Source organism: Psychrobacter communis, assembly GCF_014836505.1.
Classification (GTDB): Bacteria; Pseudomonadota; Gammaproteobacteria; order Pseudomonadales; family Moraxellaceae; genus Psychrobacter; species Psychrobacter faecalis.
In genome coordinates this window covers 1-20,613 of record NZ_JACSQR010000025.1, presented here as the reverse complement: position 1 = coordinate 20,613, position 20,613 = coordinate 1, and the positions used below count along the sequence as shown (strand labels likewise).

At 43.3% G+C, this 20,613-nt stretch carries 11 protein-coding genes, 1 tRNA gene and 2 pseudogenes; 7 read left to right on the top strand and 7 right to left on the bottom strand.

Annotated elements, in window-relative coordinates:
• Window position 1: 1 nt before the first annotated feature.
• The 3 genes from H9653_RS09070 to H9653_RS09060 form a co-directional block, all read right to left on the bottom strand.
• Window positions 2–1,045, bottom strand: coding sequence for an ArsA family ATPase (locus tag H9653_RS09070; RefSeq protein WP_191692002.1), 1,044 nt, complete (start codon window positions 1,043–1,045; stop codon window positions 2–4).
• A 52-nt stretch (window positions 1,046–1,097) separates the two neighbouring features.
• Window positions 1,098–1,409 carry a cory-CC-star protein gene (locus H9653_RS09065; RefSeq protein WP_093070887.1) on the bottom strand — a complete coding sequence of 104 codons (312 nt, stop codon included), beginning with the start codon at window positions 1,407–1,409 and terminating at the stop codon, window positions 1,098–1,100.
• A 115-nt stretch (window positions 1,410–1,524) separates the two neighbouring features.
• Entirely contained in the window at window positions 1,525–3,207 is a 1,683-nt protein-coding gene (locus H9653_RS09060; protein ID WP_191692000.1) for a carbon starvation CstA family protein, read from the bottom strand.
• Window positions 3,208–3,509: 302 nt separating this feature from the next.
• Between H9653_RS09060 and H9653_RS09055 the strand changes: the two genes are divergently transcribed.
• Together H9653_RS09055 and H9653_RS09050 are read left to right on the top strand one after the other, a co-directional pair.
• Window positions 3,510–4,178: a hypothetical protein gene (locus H9653_RS09055; protein WP_105245835.1), complete on the top strand. Its 669-nt coding sequence runs from the start codon at window positions 3,510–3,512 to the stop codon at window positions 4,176–4,178.
• 102 nt (window positions 4,179–4,280) lie between these two features.
• Window positions 4,281–4,844, top strand: a complete 564-nt coding sequence (locus H9653_RS09050; RefSeq protein ID WP_068404752.1) for a hypoxanthine-guanine phosphoribosyltransferase — start codon at window positions 4,281–4,283, stop codon at window positions 4,842–4,844.
• A 99-nt stretch (window positions 4,845–4,943) separates the two neighbouring features.
• Here H9653_RS09050 and recD read toward each other — a convergent pair whose 3' ends face one another.
• The 3 genes from recD to H9653_RS09035 all read right to left on the bottom strand — a co-directional run bounded on the left by recD (window position 4,944) and on the right by H9653_RS09035 (window position 16,536).
• A complete protein-coding gene (gene recD / locus H9653_RS09045; RefSeq protein ID WP_191691999.1) occupies window positions 4,944–7,151 on the bottom strand; it encodes an exodeoxyribonuclease V subunit alpha in 2,208 nt (735 codons plus the stop codon).
• 101 nt (window positions 7,152–7,252) lie between these two features.
• Entirely contained in the window at window positions 7,253–11,803 is a 4,551-nt protein-coding gene (locus H9653_RS09040) for a UvrD-helicase domain-containing protein (RefSeq protein WP_191691997.1), read from the bottom strand.
• Window positions 11,804–12,027: 224 nt separating this feature from the next.
• On the bottom strand, window positions 12,028–16,536 hold the full coding sequence (locus H9653_RS09035) for an exodeoxyribonuclease V subunit gamma (RefSeq protein WP_191691995.1): 4,509 nt from the start codon (window positions 16,534–16,536) through the stop codon (window positions 12,028–12,030).
• Between the two features lie 468 nt (window positions 16,537–17,004).
• Here H9653_RS09035 and H9653_RS09030 point away from each other — a divergent pair, with 468 nt between their 5' ends.
• From H9653_RS09030 to H9653_RS09015, 5 genes and pseudogenes are all read left to right on the top strand, one after another.
• On the top strand, window positions 17,005–17,577 hold the full coding sequence (locus tag H9653_RS09030; RefSeq protein ID WP_144297910.1) for a hypothetical protein: 573 nt from the start codon (window positions 17,005–17,007) through the stop codon (window positions 17,575–17,577).
• Window positions 17,578–17,642: 65 nt separating this feature from the next.
• Window positions 17,643–18,473, top strand: coding sequence for a hypothetical protein (locus H9653_RS09025; protein WP_191691993.1), 831 nt, complete (start codon window positions 17,643–17,645; stop codon window positions 18,471–18,473).
• Window positions 18,474–18,545: 72 nt separating this feature from the next.
• Window positions 18,546–18,621 (top strand) — tRNA-Arg (locus H9653_RS09020).
• A 177-nt stretch (window positions 18,622–18,798) separates the two neighbouring features.
• Window positions 18,799–19,019, top strand: a pseudogene (locus tag H9653_RS12710) (integrase arm-type DNA-binding domain-containing protein); the annotation flags it as partial.
• A 27-nt stretch (window positions 19,020–19,046) separates the two neighbouring features.
• A complete protein-coding gene (locus H9653_RS09015; RefSeq protein WP_404814811.1) occupies window positions 19,047–20,000 on the top strand; it encodes a tyrosine-type recombinase/integrase in 954 nt (317 codons plus the stop codon).
• 358 nt (window positions 20,001–20,358) lie between these two features.
• Here the strand turns inward: H9653_RS09015 and H9653_RS09010 are convergent.
• A pseudogene (locus H9653_RS09010) lies at window positions 20,359–20,535 on the bottom strand (IS3 family transposase); the annotation flags it as partial.
• Between the last annotated feature and the right edge of the window lie 78 nt (window positions 20,536–20,613).

Here is a 20,613-nt window from a genome sequence, read left to right as displayed (position 1 = left end):
TTTAAGATGGTGGGCGTAACAGCATACTTAATGCTTCAGTACCGCGTATGTCTGTTTGCTGCAAGTAGATTGGATACAGTGGATACTTGGAGAAACTGTTTTCAATATCCTGCAGCAAGTGCTGTTGCCGCTTGGCACGAAGAAGCCAAAATTCATCTGACTGCGTGGGTACTATCAGCTGATTGATAACTATCGCGGCTGGTGTGAGTTTACTTTCTTCCAACTGTTCGATAGCGCGTTTGGTTTCTGCCAGTGGTAGCACATCGGCAGTCATCACCAATACAATCGCTGTTTGGCTACGGTCATGAAGCAATATCCCTGCTTGTCGAAACAGCTGTTTACGTTTTTCTAGTACGGCTACCGCTTGCTCCCAGCGGTCGGGCTTTTTTTGGGCAAACGGATTTGGCACATCTTTTTTATTGATGTCTTTTTGACTGCTCTTTTGATTGTGGCTGTCTAAATGGTTTGCGACTGAGCGTAATTTTGCCTGTCGCCGCTGCTGTGCTAGCAGCCCATCTGTCCATGCGCCCATCATCTCTGGCAATACGAGTAAGCGCAACGTATGGCCAGTTGGCGCGGTATCAAATATGATATGTTCATACTTCTTATCAGAGTTGGCATCTGCGGCGCAGACGAGATGCTGACACATGGACTCGAGCATCGCTGCTTCTTGTGCACCGGGTGCTGATTTTGATAGCCTCAGATGCTCACGAATTTTGGGCATCATATCGGGATTGGCATAAGCACTGATGGTATGCTCAACTTGGGCAAAATGCGCATCGACGATGACGTCAGGATTTAGCTCGATTGCATCAAGATAAAGCGTTACCGCTGTTTTCTCGTTACTTAACCGCATATTAAGCACATCACCCAAGCTATGGGCCGGATCGGTTGAGATAATCAGTGTCTTTTTTTGCTGGCTTGCGTAATAACTGGCAAGTGCGGCGGCAGTAGTGGTTTTTCCCACACCGCCCTTACCGCCGATAAATATAATCGGTTGTGCTTTTAGTTGTTCTACTAATGTATGTAGAGGATGTAATGCCATATTTTTATCTCATTTCTTATATTATTTTTATTTTTCAATCATGAATAAACGATTAGCAGCAGCCAACATGGTCAAATGGGCATCTATCCATACCCATGCGGGTGTGCCATTCGTGAAAGTTTTCTAAAAATAACGGCTGTAACTCTAAGGTATAAAAGCTGGCAGGATTATCAATGCCTAAGCTTTCAGCAAACATCAGCAGCATAAAGAAATCTTCTTCATCACGGGCAGCACGTGCCATCGTTTGGCGATAAGGTGCATGATAAAACTCATTTAGTCCTGCCACAAACCGTTGCCACCATGGTTGAGTACTCTCTGGTGGTTGGGCGTTTTCTATATCATTTGATGTGTTTTTATTTTCCATAATTCGCTTATACCCTACTTATTTCTTATTGCCTATCATGCCTATGTGATACAAAAAACGCCAGCAATTGCTGCTAGCGTTTTTGAGTTGATAAATATTTAATATGGTTTAGCGTTTAAATGTCACCGCTTTTGCCTTTGTGTATCGACCACTCTTTACGCAGTACCGACAGACTCTCAAACGTCACCAAAATCGTTGCGATCAAGATAATGATGTCCATAATGATCAGTAGCCAATTGCCATCAGTGAAGAAGGTTTTTAGCTGAATTAATAGAGCAAAGACAGTCATAACTAATAAGAAAGTCAGTGGCCCCAAGGTGTACCAAACTGGCTTACCCTTACGCAATAAAATAACCGTAACAATCATCAAGGTTAGGGCTGCCATCAGCTGATTGGTCGTACCAAATAGTGGCCAAATAATCATGCCACCTGCACCATCAATACCACCGGCGCCAAATGCTAATAATAGACAGCTACCGACGGCAAGGAAAGTAGCCACGACACTTTTACTTAGCACTGGAATGTTATAAAACTCACCAAACTCTTGGAATATATAACGTTGTAAGCGGACACCCGTATCCATCGTGGTGCCAGCGAATAATGCTGCCATAACAGTGAGCATTGTTTGAGAAAGCACCATATCGATACCAACACCTGCATTTAAGATGGTCGCACCACCATCAATAAAAGCACCGATAGAGCCGTCGCCAAATTTTTGATAAACCGCTTGCCAATCACCGAGTGTCGCAAAACCTGCGGTGGCCGCAAGAATGGCGCCCAGTGCGAGCATACCTTCACCCATAGCGCCAAAATAACCAACAAAACGTACATCGCCTTCTTTATCAATCTGTTTAGAAGTCGTTCCGGTCGCCACCAAACCATGGAATCCTGAGATAGCGCCGCAAGCAATAGTGACGAATAACAATGGCATTAATGACGGCGTGCCGATGGGTAAATCATGATTAATCGCTGGCGCGACAATGTTTGGTGTCGCAATAAATACGGCTGCATACAATAAAATCAAACCAACAAATAATTGTAACCCATTAATATAATCGCGCGGTTGCAGCAGCATCCATACTGGTAATAATGAGGCAATCGCCGCATAGGCGAATAAGATAATAATCCAAACCGCATTATCAGGCAAGCCAAAGACCGTTTCAGGCAACACAATTGGGAACATAGGGCCAAGATAGATCAGACCGTATAAAGCAGTGACGCCAATGATAGAGACCCAAATCAGATTCATCTTGTAGCGATAGATACACTGACCGATGATAAAGGCCACCACCAATGCGCCCCAAACAGGCAATACAGCAGATGGCGTTTTGATCATCATGTTAGCGATAGCCACACCAAACACCGCATTGACCATCAATAGTAATAAGAAAATAACCACCATCATCAAGCTACGGACACGGGTCCCCATGACCGTACCAGCAATAGAGCCAATCGACTGACCTCGATTGCGCATACTTGCCCAAATGGCCGACATATCATGCACACCCGCCATAAAAATAGTACCGAGCACCACCCAAATGATGGCTGGCACCCAACCCCAAATCACGGCAATGGCAGGACCAATGATCGGCGCCGCTCCAGCGACTGAGGTGAAATGATGTCCCCATAGCACATATTTATTTGTGGGGACATAATCTACCCCATCTTTCATTGTGTGTGCTGGCGTGGGACGGTTGTTATCCAATGCCAAAATTTTAGTGGCAATAAATTTTGAGTAAAATAGGTAGCCGCAAAGCATGGCAGCTACACCGAATAAAAGTACAATAGCACTATTCATCTCATCTCTCCCTAGACAGGTAGTAGGTAGTCTTATAAGTTCAAGCTTTTTAAATCAAAATATGAAAAATATGCTAAATTAGTGTGCAGTGAGTGACTCCTCTCACCTGTCATCGGATAAATCGTCGGAATCTTGCGAGACTAGTATTCATCAGTAAAATCTGGAACTTTACTATTCAGGCACATCGCTAATTAGCATATATTGTGGTGAGCCTTTGCCAAAAATTCTGGTTAAATGGTAACCGATTTCACGATAAATGTAACGTTCATAAGGCATGAAAAATAACAAATAAAGGAAGCATAATGGCACATTATTTTGGATTCGTTCCTTCAGACAAATTAAAAGCGCTTATTACTGAAGCAGAGCAAGTGGTTGAATCAAATGAGTCAGTAGATTACTACCCTTATCGCGACGCGTTGACTCACCAAACCGCGCGTGACCTGATTGACAACCTACTCGTCGGCTTAGTGGATATTATTCCAAACCCTGAGCGTCAAGCAGCCATGCGCAAAGTGGTCGGCACCGTTGAAAAAGCGACGGACACGCTATTAAACATCCTACTGGGTAAAGAAAACAACGAAGAAGTGCTACCCAGCTTTCATTTTTTAAGAGATCGAGCGACATTTATCGATAATGATGGTATCAAGCGCATTGGTTTTCAGCTGTCTGACAAAGACGCTATGACCATCGACAAAGGCTTTGCAGCGATTACGCCTGAGCATACAGATATGAAAACCTTTAAAACCGCGCTTGAAACCATGAACGAGGAAACGTTGACACACTTTGTCAGCCGCTATGCTGAAACCTTAAAGCTTGGCATGATCAAACGCAAATCTGTGCCCGTTGCCAAAGCGGCCATCGACAAAGGCATGTCTATGGCATTAAACAAGCTATTGCCCGATTTGCCAGATACTTCCTTAAACCGTTTGGCCAATTATTATCGCCCATTTATCGTAAAAAAACCTGAATAGCGGTTGTATTAGCAACTATTATGTTTTTATTAAAACGGTAGTGTTGGGCAAATTTGCTAAAATTTGCTAAAATAGGCGGCACTTTTATCAAAGGCGCAACTCATGACCCAAATTAACAACCAAGAAATTGAAAAAACCCTGCGCAACTCAGAGTGCCTGATCAGCAGTATCGAAGTAGCCGCTGCTTATGAGCGCTTGGCCGCCCAGCTCAATCTACATTATGCCGGTTTAAACCCAATCGTGATGGTCGTTATGAACGGCGGACTTATCCCAGCCGGTCAGCTATTGACTCATCTAACCTTTTACCATCGCATGCATTATATCCATGCATCACGCTATCGTGATAATGCGGGTACCAATGAGCTTGATTGGAAATTTAAGCCTGACGTAAGTATCGAAGGCGAACACGTTTTATTAATCGATGATATTTTTGACGAAGGTATTACTTTAAAAGCCATTGTTGAAGAATTAGGTAAAGAAAAACCCTTATCGATTGAATGTTGCGTATTACTCAATAAAGAGCATGATCGCAAAGTTGCAGACTTTGATGTCGATTTTGTTGGTATCAACGTTGCAGATCGTTATGTCTATGGCTGTGGCATGGATTTCCATGGTTACTTGCGTCATCTGCCTGGTATCTACGCTATTAAAGAAGACAAAATCTAGTCATTCTTTGGTTGAATGTTTTGAATGTATCGCATAATAAAAAAGCATCCGACTGGATGCTTTTTTATTGCTTATTGCTTTGATTGTAGTCAGTGGCAATTAAAATTGCAATGCCAAACCCGTATGGCGCTCAGTGGGTGTTTGGACGGCCTTTTCCAAAGCGGATTTCGTACTATATATGGTTACCTGTTTTTTGGCACGAGTCACAGCGGTATAAATAAGTTCTTTACTCAGCAATCTTGCATGACTATTATCAAAAGTAATGGCCACATGATCAAACTCAGACCCTTGCGATTTGTGAATAGTCATCGCATAGGCTGTGGCGATCACCTCTTCATTGAGAAGATTGACGGCTATCCCCTGCTTCTTGTTTTCAAAAAACACTTCGAGTCGACTACGCTCATTACCAGTTTGCAAACAAAACCCAATATCGCCATTAAATAATCCTAGCTCATAATTGTTTTGAAGGACCATAACGGGACGACCATGAAACCATGTGTTTTGACCCAGTGGTAGCTTAAGCTCAGTAAGGTGCCATTGAGTAAAGTATTTATTAATATAATGGTCGCCCCACTCGCCATTATGGCCAGCAGTTAACACCCTGAACTGATTAAAGGTTTCCATTAATGAAGCAATGGTATCTTTAACTGATTCTGGCACGGATTTTTCTATCGGATTTATCAGCAGCGTTTTTATTTTGTTTATGTAAGTATGGTAGTTTGATGTGAGGTTTGAGATATTTTTATTCTTGCTTAGGCTATTTTCTATTTCATTATGTAGAGAAGCTTCTGTTTGTAAGGGGTTAATGTTATTCACATATTGAAAACTCAGTACCTTATCATGCTTTAACAGCTGCCAAATAGTATGAGTATCTGTCTTTGCCTTATTAATTTGATAAGCAAGCTTACCAATACCCGAATCTGATGTAAATCGACGACTCTCTGTTAGCTCTGCATGGATAGGCTCTAACCGCGGAATGCGGCACAAGTCAGCCAGTACCGCCCCTGCATCTACAGCTGCCAATTGGTTTGCATCTCCTAGTAGTATCAGCCTTGCGCCAGGCTTTACCGCACTCACAAGATAGTTCGCCAGCTCCACCCCTAGCATCGACGCCTCATCGACGATAATAATATCCTCGCCCAGTGGATTATTAGCATCATAACGCGGTCTGCCAGTACGTCCGATACCTAGCAAGCGATGAATGGTTTTGGCTTCTTGTAATTGTAGTTCGACATTCGCGGTGTCTAACGCGGCTTGCAAAGACTCTTGCATACGCTGTGCCGCTTTACCAGTTGGGGCTGCTAATGCCAAGCTAGCACTGTCAGTGCTAAATCTAATGCTTTTAGACGCATCTGCCCCACTCTCTGTTGCCTGTTGCAGTGCAATCACTAGCTGAGCAACGGTGTAGGTCTTCCCCGTACCTGGTCCACCAGTAATAATGCTAAAGGCGTTGTTATTGGCGACATTAATTGCCTTTATCTGATTTTCGTGTAGGTTTTCGGGTATTGCTATCTCTAGCGGTGTTACCTGATGGTCTAAAATAGTGTTGATGCGCGCGGCTAAGTTAAATTCTGCTTGCCAAGCTCTGTGTAACCAAAAAGTGATTGCTGCGTTTTGTTTATCAGCCTTTTTGTTATTTACAAGCTGATAAACGATAGGTTGATTATTTTTGCTTAGGCTATTTATATTTTCATTCTGGTTTGTATTAGCATTAACGTCAGCGAACAAAGTGTGCTCATCGATTAACTTAGAAAAAAACGTTAAGTTACTATTTTTCAATAATTGGTAGAGTGCCGCTACTGTATCAAGCCTTTTAACCAACATCTCTTTTTCATGATTACTGAGTGCCAGCTGCGCCCATAGCTGGTCTTGCTTAGCAAACAAGTTCTCTAGCAGTACGAATATTGATACCTCAGCCGTAATATCCACCTCTGACTGAACCTCTATTTGAGTGTCATTCAAGGCAATAAGCGGCATCGCTAGCATCTCTAACAGCTGCTGTTGCCAAGCATATAGTGTCACCACTTCGTCATTGATATGACCGCTGAGCGGTACTTCGTGCTCAGTTTCCTGAATGGTGAGTACAGTATGCCCCTCTTCTAAATGCGCGGCTAACATAGTAAATAAGGCTGCAAATAAACCGCTGTCTGGTGTTCTGTCTATTTTTTCACTACCAGTATTAAGCTTGGCATCGGTCACGTTATACGCTAAATGCGTTTGCTGACGGCGCAGCAAAATATAATCACTGATGTTGCTGGCCCAGCTTTCTTGTAAGCTAATAGCAGCGCTGCTCTTATTATTATTCATAAATTATTACTCATGGTCTGTTTTTCTCTATACTTATAGGATTAATCGCTACAGTAATTTGTTGCATCAAATTCGTAATTGCATTCATTTTGTGTACCCTGCTAACTGGGCATGCCAAACAATGCATCTAAGGCCTTAATAAAATCAAAGGGAATGTCCCACGTCACCAGTCCATAGCGGGCACTGTTTGTTGGTTTGTCATGCATTGTCTCACTGGCTATTGAGTCGCCGCCACTCAGTACATTCGCCTCTTTTGCTTTAGTCACCAACTGAGAGGTTGGATCATATACGCCTCGTAAAAAGACATACTCCACCGCGCCCAAATACTTAGCTTCATTGCCTACATAATCAGCAATTCGCATCGACAAAAACCGATGCAATGCCACTTGATAAATGGCTGCTTGCAACCAATACCCTGCTTTGGACATCGCTTGCTTGAGCGTAGCTTCGTTATAATCGCTTAGGCTATTTCCTAAAAAGTTACTTTTATAATCGACGACATAATACTTGCCAGCATGCTCATACACCAAATCGATTTCACCACGTAAATAACGATATAAATGCGCTTTGTTTTGCGGGACAAGATTAACATGTTTGTCGGTTTCATTAGGCAGGTACTGCTGAAAGAGTCTATTAATATCTTGTGCTTTAAAACGCTCTGACAGTCCCATATTGAACTCTAATTCAGCGAACCTCTGACTTGCATCGATAGAGCGTAACGGCTGATCAGACGCTAATAGCGGCGTATGTAGCACCTCTTCAATCCAGCCAATGAGAGCTGCATGCTTGCTAGCATCTATCGAGTCCGAATCCAATGAATCAGTATTTAATGAAGAACTATCGCCTTGCTCTTGCTTCTTCGCTTGTAATCGACGGCTTTGGGTTTCAGCACTGCTATACACCAACGGCAGCTGATAGCTACTAATAGCTCTATCGATAACCTGAGACCACTGGGATTTATTATTAAAATCAATTTTTTCAAATATCTCATGCAAAAATGTACCCGCATTGGCACCTTTCACAAAGGTAAAACGAATATCATCCTCTAACTTGGGACTTGCCTGATCGACTTGCGCGGCAGCGTCATGACTATCTGATGCATGACCACCCAGTGACGGTGGAACTGACGTTTCGGTGATATTGATATCAACATCAATATCTATCGCATCATCAATACGCTCATCCATCACAGCCATTGTCTGCGTTGACTCATCTAGCTGACGGGCTAAGGCGGTAAAACTGGTCTTAGCCCAACCGTAAAAGTAATTGATTTTCATAACTTCTGAAAAATCATCATACTCAATAGGTTCGGTTTTGGGCGTAATAAAATCGGGCGATCCACTTTCTGTTAATTTGCCTGCTTTAGTAGCAGCACAGTTATCGTTATAGAACTCATTGACCTTATGCCCTCTAATCATACCTATGGTGCCTTTGAATCTATCTGGCAATTCAAATTTTGGCTCTGGTGACTCAAACCAATAGAACACCGGCTTTAATTCAAACCCTGTTTTGTTGTGGGGATCTCGCAGTACCACATAAAGCTGTTCACTGGCGCGCGTAAAGGCCACATAACCAAGCCGGCGCAGCTCCTCGAAGCCCTCCTGCGTTTCAATATCGGTATAGTAACCCTTTGTGGTCGCAGAGCCTTGTACAGGAGAGAATCGGCGCTGATTGCCTGTCGATTGCTGCGCCAACGCTGACTGACTTTGTTGAGTAGCATCTTGTTGGGTAGGGTTTTGTTGCGCGTTGTAGAGATACAACCCATAGTCTTCTTTATTACCTGACTTCCTACTGGCATCACCCATACCCAGCACATAGACAATAGGAAACTCTAACCCCTTTGATTTATGAATGGTCATTAGCTGCACGCCAGATTCTGTCGGTAACGGATACTGCTTGGCCCAATCGCTGCTAGGCGCGCTATCTATGTTTTGTCTAAACCAGGCCAGCAGCTCGTATTCACCCATGCCGATACCATACTGCGCTAATATATCCATTACATGACGCAAATCCATAATATGACGATCGCCTTCTGGATGCGCGGCTAATGCTTGCCAAACGCCTTGCGGCTGCACAGGGCTTTGATCTAACAAGTAATGCATGGCCGATAATACGCCAAAGTGCTGCCAACGCTGGGCACCTTCTTTTAAATAGCTAATAAAGTCTTGATAGCTTTTCTTATTGTCGATGGCTTTTGTATTAGCGCTATTTAAATCTACAGCTCCTGCCTCATGGTCAATCATCATGGCTTTAATGTCTTTGATACTCAGGCCATACAAATGACTGGTCAGCACCCGATTAATCATGTCATGACGATACGGATATAACATAGCACTCAGCAGCGCTGCCACATCCTCTGCCATGACGGTTTCGAAGATACTCACATCACTGGTGGTCAAGGTTGGCACACCAAGCTTTACCAGCTCATCTTCCACCCGTTTTAAATCTTTTTTGGCACGTGCCAGCACGCCAATATCGCTCGGCTGAATCGGCTTGCCTTTTAACGCCTGACCACTGCTGAGTAAGGTCGCAATATGACGCGCTGCGATCTCGAACTCATCATACTCAAGCTCCTTGTCCTTATCATAAGGCAAGTGCAACACACTCACTGGCTGAGCAGAGAGCACGTCATTTACCAAGTCGCTACTTAGTATGTTTGAATCATTAAACCAAGACAGCTGATTTTCTTGCTTTTCAGCTTTAATGTGCTGGTAATAAATACCACTACCTAACTGTGCCAGCCTATTCTCTTGAGTCACTGGCGCAGGCATACCGAACCAACAGTTTAGGGCATTAATCACACTGGCGTTTGAACGACGATTAACATCGAGCGTCCATAGGCTGCTTTTTTCAAACTGGGCTTTCATATAATTGTAGTTGGCGACATCACCGCCGCGAAACCCATAAATGGCCTGCTTAGGATCGCCTACCAACAACAAAAAATCATGGTTGGTTTTATTAGTAGCCTGTTTGTCATTGGCCAACGGTTTACGTTTATTTGTTGGCAAATAGATGCTTTCAATCATAGTGGCTTGCTCGCCATTGATATCCTGCGACTCATCAATCAATGCCACTGGATAGTGATGACGAATATAACGTGACAGCTTCTCTCCTTGCCGACCCGTTAATGCTTGGTTTAAACGTACCATCTGCAAGCTAAAGGTAGTTTCACCGCGCTCTTCTAATATAACCGGTAGCCTGTCACGTACCGCCAACACGATATGGCGATTGAGATTGGCTAAAATAGTAATAACGTATTCATCGAGCTTTTTGCTTTCTTCAATATACCGTTTAAAGTCACGAACCACCTGCAACTCATTAAATATCAAATTAACTCTTTCACCATCTTTTGGCTTGTAGAACTGTTTGCCTATATCATCAGTTTTCTGAAACGCTTCAATTAACTTTCCAGTATAAGTTTTTTTGTCTGATATGAACTTATAAGCGGCGGGACCAGACTCTTCTAACACTTGAACGATTTTCGGCCAAGACTCTCTGTTATTCTGCAACTGTCCTTTGGGAACTTCATAGTATTCGCCATCAGGCTTAAAGAAAGCATCAAGCTCATCGCTGCGCTCAATGATACTGCGGATAAGCCGCTCGTAACCCTCCAAAGAAAAATCACTGCTCACAACCTCGTCAATTGGCGCAGAAATAAAATTCAGCGACCGAGTTACATAGCTTTTATGATCGCCCACCGCCGTCAGCTTACCTTGCTGATCCATCAATGCATACAATTTAGGTTGCTCGTGATACAGCCTACTTTGAAACTGACGCAGCTCATCATGAACAATACTGTCCGTCACTTGCTCAATGCTGCTGTCTTCAATAATAGCCATCCCTTGCTGATGACCGGTCTCGCTACTGTATTCCTTCAACCATTTTTGCGCCAAGCTATCAAGGGTTCCGACAAACAGCTTGTCCAAGGTGGTTAATACAAGCGCCGTGCGTCGAATGGCTTCTGTCATAGGATAACTGTATACATGATCAAGCAAGTAGCCGACCAGATGCAGATTGATAGGGTCTTGCATGATGTCATCTAAGCGCACATATTTAGCCTGAGCGACTAACCAGTCCTCACGATCTTTTTTTGCTTGTGCACGCTTTTCAGCAGCAGCTTTTTTGTCATGAACGTTGTTATAAACAAAGTCTTGATTTAGTTCATCTGCATCTATTTCAGCGTTTGAATCCGTATTTGAGCTATTGACTGCTTGCTTATCACTATCAGGTGTCACCTGTAATATATGTGGATACAAACTCTCTTTATTAGCGCGGTCAGCACTCAGGCTATTCACCCATTGCAGCAGCTGATAGAAATCCACCAAACGATCATGAATGCGCTGACGCATCTCAGCAGCCGCAGCGCGAGTAAAGGTCGTCGCAATGATTTGCTCTGGTGCACGCCGTGCCTCAATCAACAGACGCAGTACAATGCCAGTTAGTGTCCACGTTTTACCAGTACCAGCTGACGCTTCGATAAGATGCCGACCCGTCAATGCAACATCAACCGCTGGTATCACATCCGCATTATTCTTAGGCTTAATCATGTCGTGATTCGCAACCTCACTGTCAGTCATACCCTGATATGTATCAGATGCGTGTGGCTGGGTAGAAATGTCCATCATGTGAGTGGTGGCGGTAAATTCTGTCATAGGGGCGTACACTTTTTATTATCAATTAAACCAAAGGGCAAAAAACGAACCGTTTTAAACAGTTTTAACGCCAATCTCAACTTATCGTAGGCTTTTGATTTTTATAGAATTTAAAATTCTAATTGTTTTAACTGAAATTTTAAAAACTAAGTAAACCAATAACATTAGAAAAATAAGTTGAGAGTGGGGTAGTTTTAAACAGTTTTAAGTAACCAGCTAGCCTGCTAACTATCTAGACCAACTAGCGCTGTGAACATCGGCTCATACAGTGGCTGTGCTAACGTCGTTAATGCTGCTGATAAGGCTTTAAACGCGTCTTGATCACGCAGTACATATTGCCAAATGGCATGCTGCGAGCAGGTATCATATACCGTGTCTACGTGATAGTTAGGTCTTAGCCAATCTAAGAAGTCTGCGCGTTTTGGCCAATAGCTGCCAATCTCATCTTCACTCTCTGCCGCTTTTGCGCACTTATCAAGATAACTGAGCGCATATTCTGGCAATAAGGTAATCGGCACTTGACCGACTAGCTTGCCAAATATCGCCCACTTTATCAGCTCGGTCACGGCATCTTCATACACAATAGGGCTTAACTTAAATGTGATTACATCTTTATATTTACCAACTTGCGAGTTGGATTTGTTAAAGCGCCAAATACTCACGCCATCATCTGCTGCGACTTGCTCAGCAGTGGTACGTCTGGCAACTTGCCAATACAGATGCGACAACCAAAACTTGATTAAATGCTTGGGGCTAGCAGAATTGGGCAGTATGTTTAACCACTGCTTGGGTGAGTTTTCCGCATAGGACACGCCAGCCTGTAGATTAAAGGGATGGTGATTGGCATCTATCGATACTGATGTAGGAACTGATATTGGTACTGAACCTTTTATTTTAACTATTTTAGGCAATAGCTTCGGTAGTGGCGCATTATCAGCATGGTTCAACACAGTCGCTAACTCTAGCTGAACGGGATGCTCGGTGGTTGGGGTCAGTAGCTGCAAACCACCTATCTCGCTTGCCTCTAATATCTGGGCATCATCCAAGCCATTAGCAACTAGCTGTTCTTTAAATTCCTGACATTGCTGCTGCAGTTTTTGTTTTTGATTGGGCAAGGTCGTTTGGCGCGCCACACCTGCTGGCATGATTTTTTGATACATCAAGATTGGACTGTCTTGCGTGGCGGTGCTGTCGGTACTATTATTTGCTGCATCGCTCGCCAGCTCGTTAATCAGATACTCTTTTATCTGATAAGTCGTTAGATTGTCTAGGAATAGTGGCTCTTGATGTGCCATCGCTTCCTCACCCTGCACCACATGCACCTTTTGAGTACGCAAAAATGCCTTGGCAGGATGGCGCACTTGATAGGTCAATACCCCTTCAACGTCTATCTCTCCAATATTAAATACAGTTTCGGAAAGTGCCTTTTTAGTAAGGTCATTAACCTCACCAGAATCATTGAATACAGCTGTTGCGTCTAGTGACAACATCTCAGCTATTACATCTAAGGTTTGATTGTCTACTTGTCCTAACTGACCTAGAGATTGACCAAGCAGCTGAGCAATTGATTCGTACTGTGCTTTGGTAGGCAAGCTAACCAGTTCTGCATGCTCACTAAATGCTCTGCCCTTTAAGGTATTAAACACTGCTTGCCAAAGCGGCGCCGGAGGAAACTGACGTTTTTGCGCAAGCTTGGTTCTGCGCATGGCTGTATTCAAAAGAACATCTAACTCATCTGCATTATCAATAAGGCTGTTGTCTTGAATATTATTTTCAGTGTGGATAGCTGTGCTTTCATTCAAATTGAGCTTAGGAGTGTCAGACGCTTGCTCACAAACATCTGCGTCTTCAATGTCTGTTTCAAACAAACTCTCATGAAACGGCAGTGCTGGATGCTCAGTTACCAGCCACTGTTTAATCAATTTAGGTAAATAACGCTTAAGGCTCTCGGTGGTAGAATCAACATTCTCAGGTAATGTGTCTAACGCTTCAAGCGAGTTGACCTGCCACTGCACCTCACCTTGCAAAAATTGTAATAGCTCACTGACTGGGTTGGCTGGCAGGTGCTCGTGGGTGTCTGTCAGACTTTGACCGTTATAAAATATCCAGCAAGCACTGCGCGCGCACAGCAATGCGTCTAAAAACGCACCATTATCGTCATCTTCACTGACTCTGTCGCCGCGACGGGCATTAGTGGCTTTCATCAAATCATAGCGATTATCAAGATCACGCCCAGGGAATTCAGAGAGATCCATATTGAGCATCACCACCAAATCAAAAGGCACGTTTCTTAACGCACCAAATCGACCAAAGGTAATCACCCCAGTCGGCTCGGCACTGACCTGCTGACTCTCAAGCTCTGCTTCAATACTGTCCAGCATAAAATTCAGCTTTAATGGCAACTGCTCAACGCCTGCCAGCCTTTGCTCTACTTCTTTTTTGTTAGCATTACTGACACTATCGCTACTGGCGTACTGTCTATAGTGACGATTGGCCCTCAGGCTTGATTTAAAGCCATTCATAGCGTTATAGATGGCGCGCATCGTACGCGTTTGATCGACATCACTAAAGTAGCGATGAATGACTTGTTTCTCAATCTGATCAAGCCAATCTTCCGCTTTTAGTTTTTGTGTATGATCATCACGGCGCGCAGTCAAACCGGCATAAATACGACAAAGCGCTTCAATAATTATCGCATCATTTAGGCTCACTTGCGGCAGCGGCAAACTCATTTCCGGCAAGGCAGTGCTTGGCCACTCTTCCTGTGCCAAAGGATATAAGCAATCGCTTAAACTGGCCTCTGGCATCACGAGACCCAAGGTTAATCTATCTAACGCTTGAGCAAAGGTAAATCGGTAGTCATAGTCGTTGCTATCTAGGGTTTTTTTAAGATGCCATTCATCAAAGCCGCGAATAAAGCCTGCCTCTACCAGTAAATCACAGCCACGGCTCATCTGATCATGGGTTAAGCCAAAACTTTCATGCAGCGGTGGCAGCATTAGCCAATCAAGCACCTCGGCGGCTTCAAAGCGGGCACTATGACTGCCTAACAGCTTATAAAAACCAATGATGGCTTCCCATAGCTGACGAATATCTGCATCGACCACACCAGTTACCTTTGCAGGCAAGGTCAAACCGTCTTGACCTTTACCACTGACGAAAATAGAGCTGATCAGCGCATGGTGACGCTCAACATCGGGCAGCAACACGACAATATCGGATATATGGCGTTTTTTCTTACCAGGTTTTAATGGCTCATTCAACCAGCGCCCAATCATAATACGCAGTACTTCAAGTTGACGCTGCAAACTATGGCATGAATGAATACTTAGGCTATTATCTTGTGCAGACATTGCCCAAAAACGCTCCTTCTCAAAGCGTTTATTCTCTAATGCTTCATCGTCATACCACGGCGTCTCTTGCTCATCTTGATCAGAGCCGGTCTCTAGTTGTTTACTGACTGCTTGCGATACTTTGGCCGCGGTCGCTTGCTGGGTAGACTGCTCATCGAGCATCAACACATCATTTTGTAAACGTCTCAATAAGCTTACGCTCTTTTGCAGCTGTTGCGCACTATCATCAAAATCAATACTGAACTCGTCGCTCAAGCCATCATTGCTATCATCGCCCTCATTAAAGATGTCCTGCCACTCAACGAGTGCGTCTTGGTATTGCTCATTACCCGATAAATTAGCAAGCATGGCAAAAGTATCACGCGACTGTTTGCCCAAACGTGATAGCAAACTGTGCCCATAATCACGCAGAAACACGCTTTCAGGGTTAATGATCTGTTGACGCTGTAGCCATGATTTATCAACAATATCCGCCCAAAACAGCTTGGATGGGTTGTAGTGCAGCAGTGTGATATCCATGTATTGTGACAAGCGCTGTAAAAAGTCGAGCTCGGTTTGTGGCAATTGCTGAATGGTAAAAATGCGCAGAACTTTGGGCAGTTGAGCACGCTCATTCGCCTTGTTGCTTTTTAGCGCTGACCAAAAAGTATCCTCAAGTGCCACCCGGTGCTGATGCACATCGGCAAACAAATGCGACCATAAGAAACGCTGCGCGACCTCTAACTCTACATAGTGCGCCACCAACCATTCAGGGGTGCCACGTGCATACTTATCGAAGCGCAAGGATAGTGCATCCTTATCCGCTATCAGCGCATCCACATTAAGCGGCTTATTATGTGACCACAGATCCAACCAGTCCTCACGATGGGTTAAATAGCGGTTAAACACCCTCGCCAAATCACTTGCCAGCTGCCAAATACGCGCATCTTGCTGTGCCTTATCCTGCTGAACTTCTTCTTGCGGCTCATCAATCAAAGACGCCAGCAGTGGATGAACGGGATGTTTTTCATCAGCGACAATCGCCTCTTGATAGTAAGTCAAATAACCAAACAATCGCCACTGCATTACCGTTGGTGACAGTACTGCCACCTCAGGCACATTCAACGTTGACGCTACAGGGTTTTGTTCTAATAAATAGGCATTGTGGCGGCTCAACACATCCTGCATCAATATCCACTGATACTGACCCCAAAACGTCGTCGTCACTAAGGTACTGATACCCGCTTGGCTTGCAATAGACTTGTCTAGCCAATCACCAAGTACCATTGATGGCACAATGACAACAAACTCTTCAAAAATGGGTTGATTTTTGGACTTATAGGCCTCCAACAACTGCTCAACTAAAAGCTCGGTGCGGTGCGACTGAATAATGGTAAACATAAATGAGGTAATCTATTTGAATGAATAAAGCTGGAATAGTAAAAATTGAGTATTAAAAACAACACGACGAGCGTGTAAATTTTACGGCAAAGCTGATGATAGCGTATGGTTTCATACTTTTTCTGAAGAAGAAACGTGGTAGGCAACACTCATCAATCTATGTTTGCTGCTCGTTAGTCTGTTGCATTTCTGCTAGCATAATATCGATTAAAAACAGTAGATATTATAGTACCAATTCATGCATAACACCCTGTGTTTGGCAGTAAAACTGTCGCTAATAATAAACGATGAGTATTAATAACACGGTTGGTAGTGAGAAAAGCTAATAACGTGCGCAATCTGCTGATCAGTGTGCCACTGTTCGCGGTGGTTTACCAGCACGTCACCTATAAAGCAAGAGCGCTTGCGACAACGGATGTCGCTCTACCCTTTACCTAAACTTTTTTGTTAAAGAGATAACAGAATACTATGCCCATGCGCCCCATTGATGCCATTTTCGTTCATCCTAAACGCCGGTTGTATGTTGTATACTACCGCGGTGAGCTGTGGGAATTGCCCCGCATGAAAATTGATGATAGGTCATGGCAAAACAGGCAGCCTTATACTGACGATAGCAGTGGTCTTTATCTTAGCATCCATCAAGCCATTAGCGACCCGATATTGACCCAAAAACTTCGTACTTTAAACTTGCCAGCAGCGGTGCGTGGCAGCACGTTACCACGCTTTGAAGCATGGTGGGAAGCCCACGGTTTTAAATGGCTTAAAGACAAACTTACCACCGGTGAATCGCCATTGGCCGCGCATCAGGCTTTGCAAGCATTGTCTACTAATATGGCAGCTGCTCAAGCGACTGATAAACAAAACGCGCCTGTTTCAGGCTTCCAAGTAGTATCTAATGATGCTAGCAGTAATAACGAAAATAATCCTACCCAACAAAAAACTAATGAGCCAAGTACGGCAGCACCTGTAGCAAAAGACGCGGACATCTTTGCTCATATGCTGGCAGATTTAGTAGACGAAGTATTAAACCATCAAGAATAAATCTGTTACCATTTATCATCTACTCTATCAATTAACCACATTAACCAAAAAAAGAGCGGTAACTTATGAGAGATTACAAGCTGCTATTAGCGGGGCTTATTTTACTGCTGCTGATTATTTTTATCGCCATCTTTACTTGGTTATGGACCAGTAACCGCAAAAATATGGACCCTTTGCCGATTATGGCAAATAACAATGATACATCGTCTGCGGATAATGACGAAAATACCATTGCAAAAAGCACCTTGCACATCCAAGCAGAAGATGGGCTGCAAGCACCTTTAGATGCGGTGATTGCAAGCTTTCAAGCACGCTATCCAAATATGCAAATATTAACAAACTATGTGCCTTCGGCTGCCCTTTTAACGTTATTCGTTAATGATTTTGCCGACAGTCATCGCACCGACGATGAGCGCGCGTCTTTTCTCATAGATACCGATTTAATCATTGCGAATGGCAAGCTGTCAAAAGAGCGCCTAGCGCCTTTGCAAGAACAATTAAAAACCGCTCAAGACAAGCACAACCAAAACAAATTAAATGATAGTAGCGCCCAAGTTAAAAAAGCAGAAGATGGCGTAGATGAAGCTGATGCAGAAGTGGCGGCTCACGCCAAAAGCGATAATACCAATACCCGTAGCCTGAGTTCTTTTGGCTATGCCCTACAAGGCGAGCAAGCGGTAGATGGCGTGGTATTAACGCAAAACCCTGCGGCGATTAATTTTAGAAATTTTTTGCTCTCAAGTACCGGACAAGATATCTTAAGCCAGCATAATTATACCAATATCGACGGTTATAAGAATGATATGGACAATTTATTTCAACCAAGTTCACGCGCCAAACAAGCAACCGGCGAGCTCTCGGTAGATGTATCCGACGCGCTTAGCAATGGTAAATAAGTCTAAGGCCCGCTGCCTGATGATTACGCATTGCTTTTGTCAGACCTTTTTTTTACAATAGCACTCCACCACGCGCCTATAGCTCAACAGGATAGAGCAGTTGCCTCCTAAGCGATCGATCGGGGTTCGAGTCCCTGTGGGCGCACCACTTCACTATACCGTAACACCCCATATCACCCCGTAAGCCTTATGCTGCGGGGTTTTTTATAATCTTCATTTAACCTTATACTCCTTTAAAACCCCATAAGTAACTCTTGCATACCGTAATTAATGCGGTATTATTTACGGTATAGATAAAAATAATTAAAATGGATACCGTAAAATCATGGCAAAAAATAAACAGCCTCTAACCCATACTCAAGTTAACCAAGCAAAACCAGCTGATAAGCCATATAAAATGACTGATGGCAGTGGTCTATACTTGTACGTTAGCGTCGCTGGCACTAAGTCATGGCGTATCGATTACCCTGAGCCCTTAACAAAAAAAGAGTGACAGTTACTTTAGGAAAATTTCCTGAAATTACACTGGCCCATGCTCGGCAGTTAAGAGGTGACATAAAACATACCCTAGCAATGGGTAAAGATCCCAGAAAGGTTAAAAAGGATAATGAACGCCAGAAACTGCTAGAGTCAAACAACACTTTTGCTATGATTGCTGAGGAATATATATCAAGACAAACCCACCTATCGCCTGCTACTCATAAAAATAACAGGCGTTATGCTGCTTATTTGAATGAAGTAATTGGTGATATGCCCATGAAACAAATAAAACCTATTGATGTATTGGATGCATGTAGAACAATAGAGAGTAAAGGTTATTTAGAAACTGCTTTAAAGATGAAGTCGCTGGCAGGTCAAGTCTTTAGATATGCTGTTCAAACCGCTAAAGCAGAACGTGATGTAACTCAAGACTTAAAAGGTGCTTTAAAGCAACCACCAATTAAGCACTACCCTGCTATTATTGATCCTGTTGAATTTGGTCAAATGCTACGTTCTATTGATGATTATAACGGTTCTTTTGAGGTGAAATGCGCTTTGAGATTGATGCCAATGTTATTTGTTAGGGCTGGCGAGATGAGGTATGCTAAATGGTCTGAGTTTGACTTAGAGAAAAAGACTTGGGTTTTTACACCCCGTAAGACCAAAAGAAAGACAGGAATATCACTAATTGTACCACTGCCAAAACAAGCTGTAGAGATATTGTCCGAGTTAGCTGAGCACAAGAGAAGTGAGTTCGTATTCCCAGCCATTCACACCACCGTTCAGCCAATGTCTGAAAACACGATGAACCAAGCTTTAAAACGCCTTGGCATAAGTGGTGATACTCATACTGTTCATGGATTCCGAGCTTCGGCTAGAACCATGATCGTTGAACAACTAAAGTATGATGAAAAATTTGTCGAGTTACAGCTAGGCCACAGGGTACCTGATATGCATGGTCGCGCATATAACCGCGCGCAATTTCTAGATGAGCGTAAAGAGATGATGCAAGAATGGGCAGATTATTTAGATAGGTTGAAGTTGTAACTAATAAAAGAAACTCTACTCAGAATGATATAAAATTTTTACTATTAAATAGCTGTAATTCCACATTAAGATAAAAACCTATTACTGCCAACGCATGCTTTGAGTAACAACGATTTAAGAGCATCGTTTATATAATTTCCGCTGCTTATTTTGTCAATCGACTAATTAATACAATAAATGGTGAAGCCATGTCTCAAAAAAATAATGGAAATACCAAGTCTAATACTAATTACGGTGTGATAAGAAGTGAATATAATGACGGCGCAATATCTATAAAAGGGCGCAGAAGCTTATTATCACTTACAGAATCAATGACCCCTGCTGTCAAATCCGTAGAACCAAACTTGGGAGATTTTAATTACGCAGCCTGACGATAGTAGTCAAACCACACCTGTCTTGGCGCTCGATAGCCCAAGCCCTTTTGAATCCTAGTCTGATTGTAGTACAGCTCCATATAACTGATAATATCATTGATGACTGTGAACCTTGTTTTATAGTCTTGATGATATACCAGCTCATTCTTTAATACGCCCCAGTGTAGTGGCATAATAAAATTGGACAGCTTCTAAGAGGTTATAATAACCCAAAGAAGGAAACTAGTATGACCAACAAA

What these genes read in the sequence shown, in the direction of transcription:
- H9653_RS09070 (WP_191692002.1), bottom strand. Translation starts at nt 1,045, where the DNA reads ATGGCATTACATCCTCTACATACATTAGTAGAACAACTAAAAGCACAA.
- H9653_RS09065 (WP_093070887.1), bottom strand. Translation starts at nt 1,409, where the DNA reads ATGGAAAATAAAAACACATCAAATGATATAGAAAACGCCCAACCACCA.
- H9653_RS09060 (WP_191692000.1), bottom strand. Translation starts at nt 3,207, where the DNA reads ATGAATAGTGCTATTGTACTTTTATTCGGTGTAGCTGCCATGCTTTGC.
- H9653_RS09055 (WP_105245835.1), top strand. Translation starts at nt 3,510, where the DNA reads ATGGCACATTATTTTGGATTCGTTCCTTCAGACAAATTAAAAGCGCTT.
- H9653_RS09050 (WP_068404752.1), top strand. Translation starts at nt 4,281, where the DNA reads ATGACCCAAATTAACAACCAAGAAATTGAAAAAACCCTGCGCAACTCA.
- recD (WP_191691999.1), bottom strand. Translation starts at nt 7,151, where the DNA reads ATGAATAATAATAAGAGCAGCGCTGCTATTAGCTTACAAGAAAGCTGG.
- H9653_RS09040 (WP_191691997.1), bottom strand. Translation starts at nt 11,803, where the DNA reads ATGACAGAATTTACCGCCACCACTCACATGATGGACATTTCTACCCAG.
- H9653_RS09035 (WP_191691995.1), bottom strand. Translation starts at nt 16,536, where the DNA reads ATGTTTACCATTATTCAGTCGCACCGCACCGAGCTTTTAGTTGAGCAG.
- H9653_RS09030 (WP_144297910.1), top strand. Translation starts at nt 17,005, where the DNA reads ATGCCCATGCGCCCCATTGATGCCATTTTCGTTCATCCTAAACGCCGG.
- H9653_RS09025 (WP_191691993.1), top strand. Translation starts at nt 17,643, where the DNA reads ATGAGAGATTACAAGCTGCTATTAGCGGGGCTTATTTTACTGCTGCTG.
- H9653_RS09015 (WP_404814811.1), top strand. Translation starts at nt 19,047, where the DNA reads ATGGGTAAAGATCCCAGAAAGGTTAAAAAGGATAATGAACGCCAGAAA.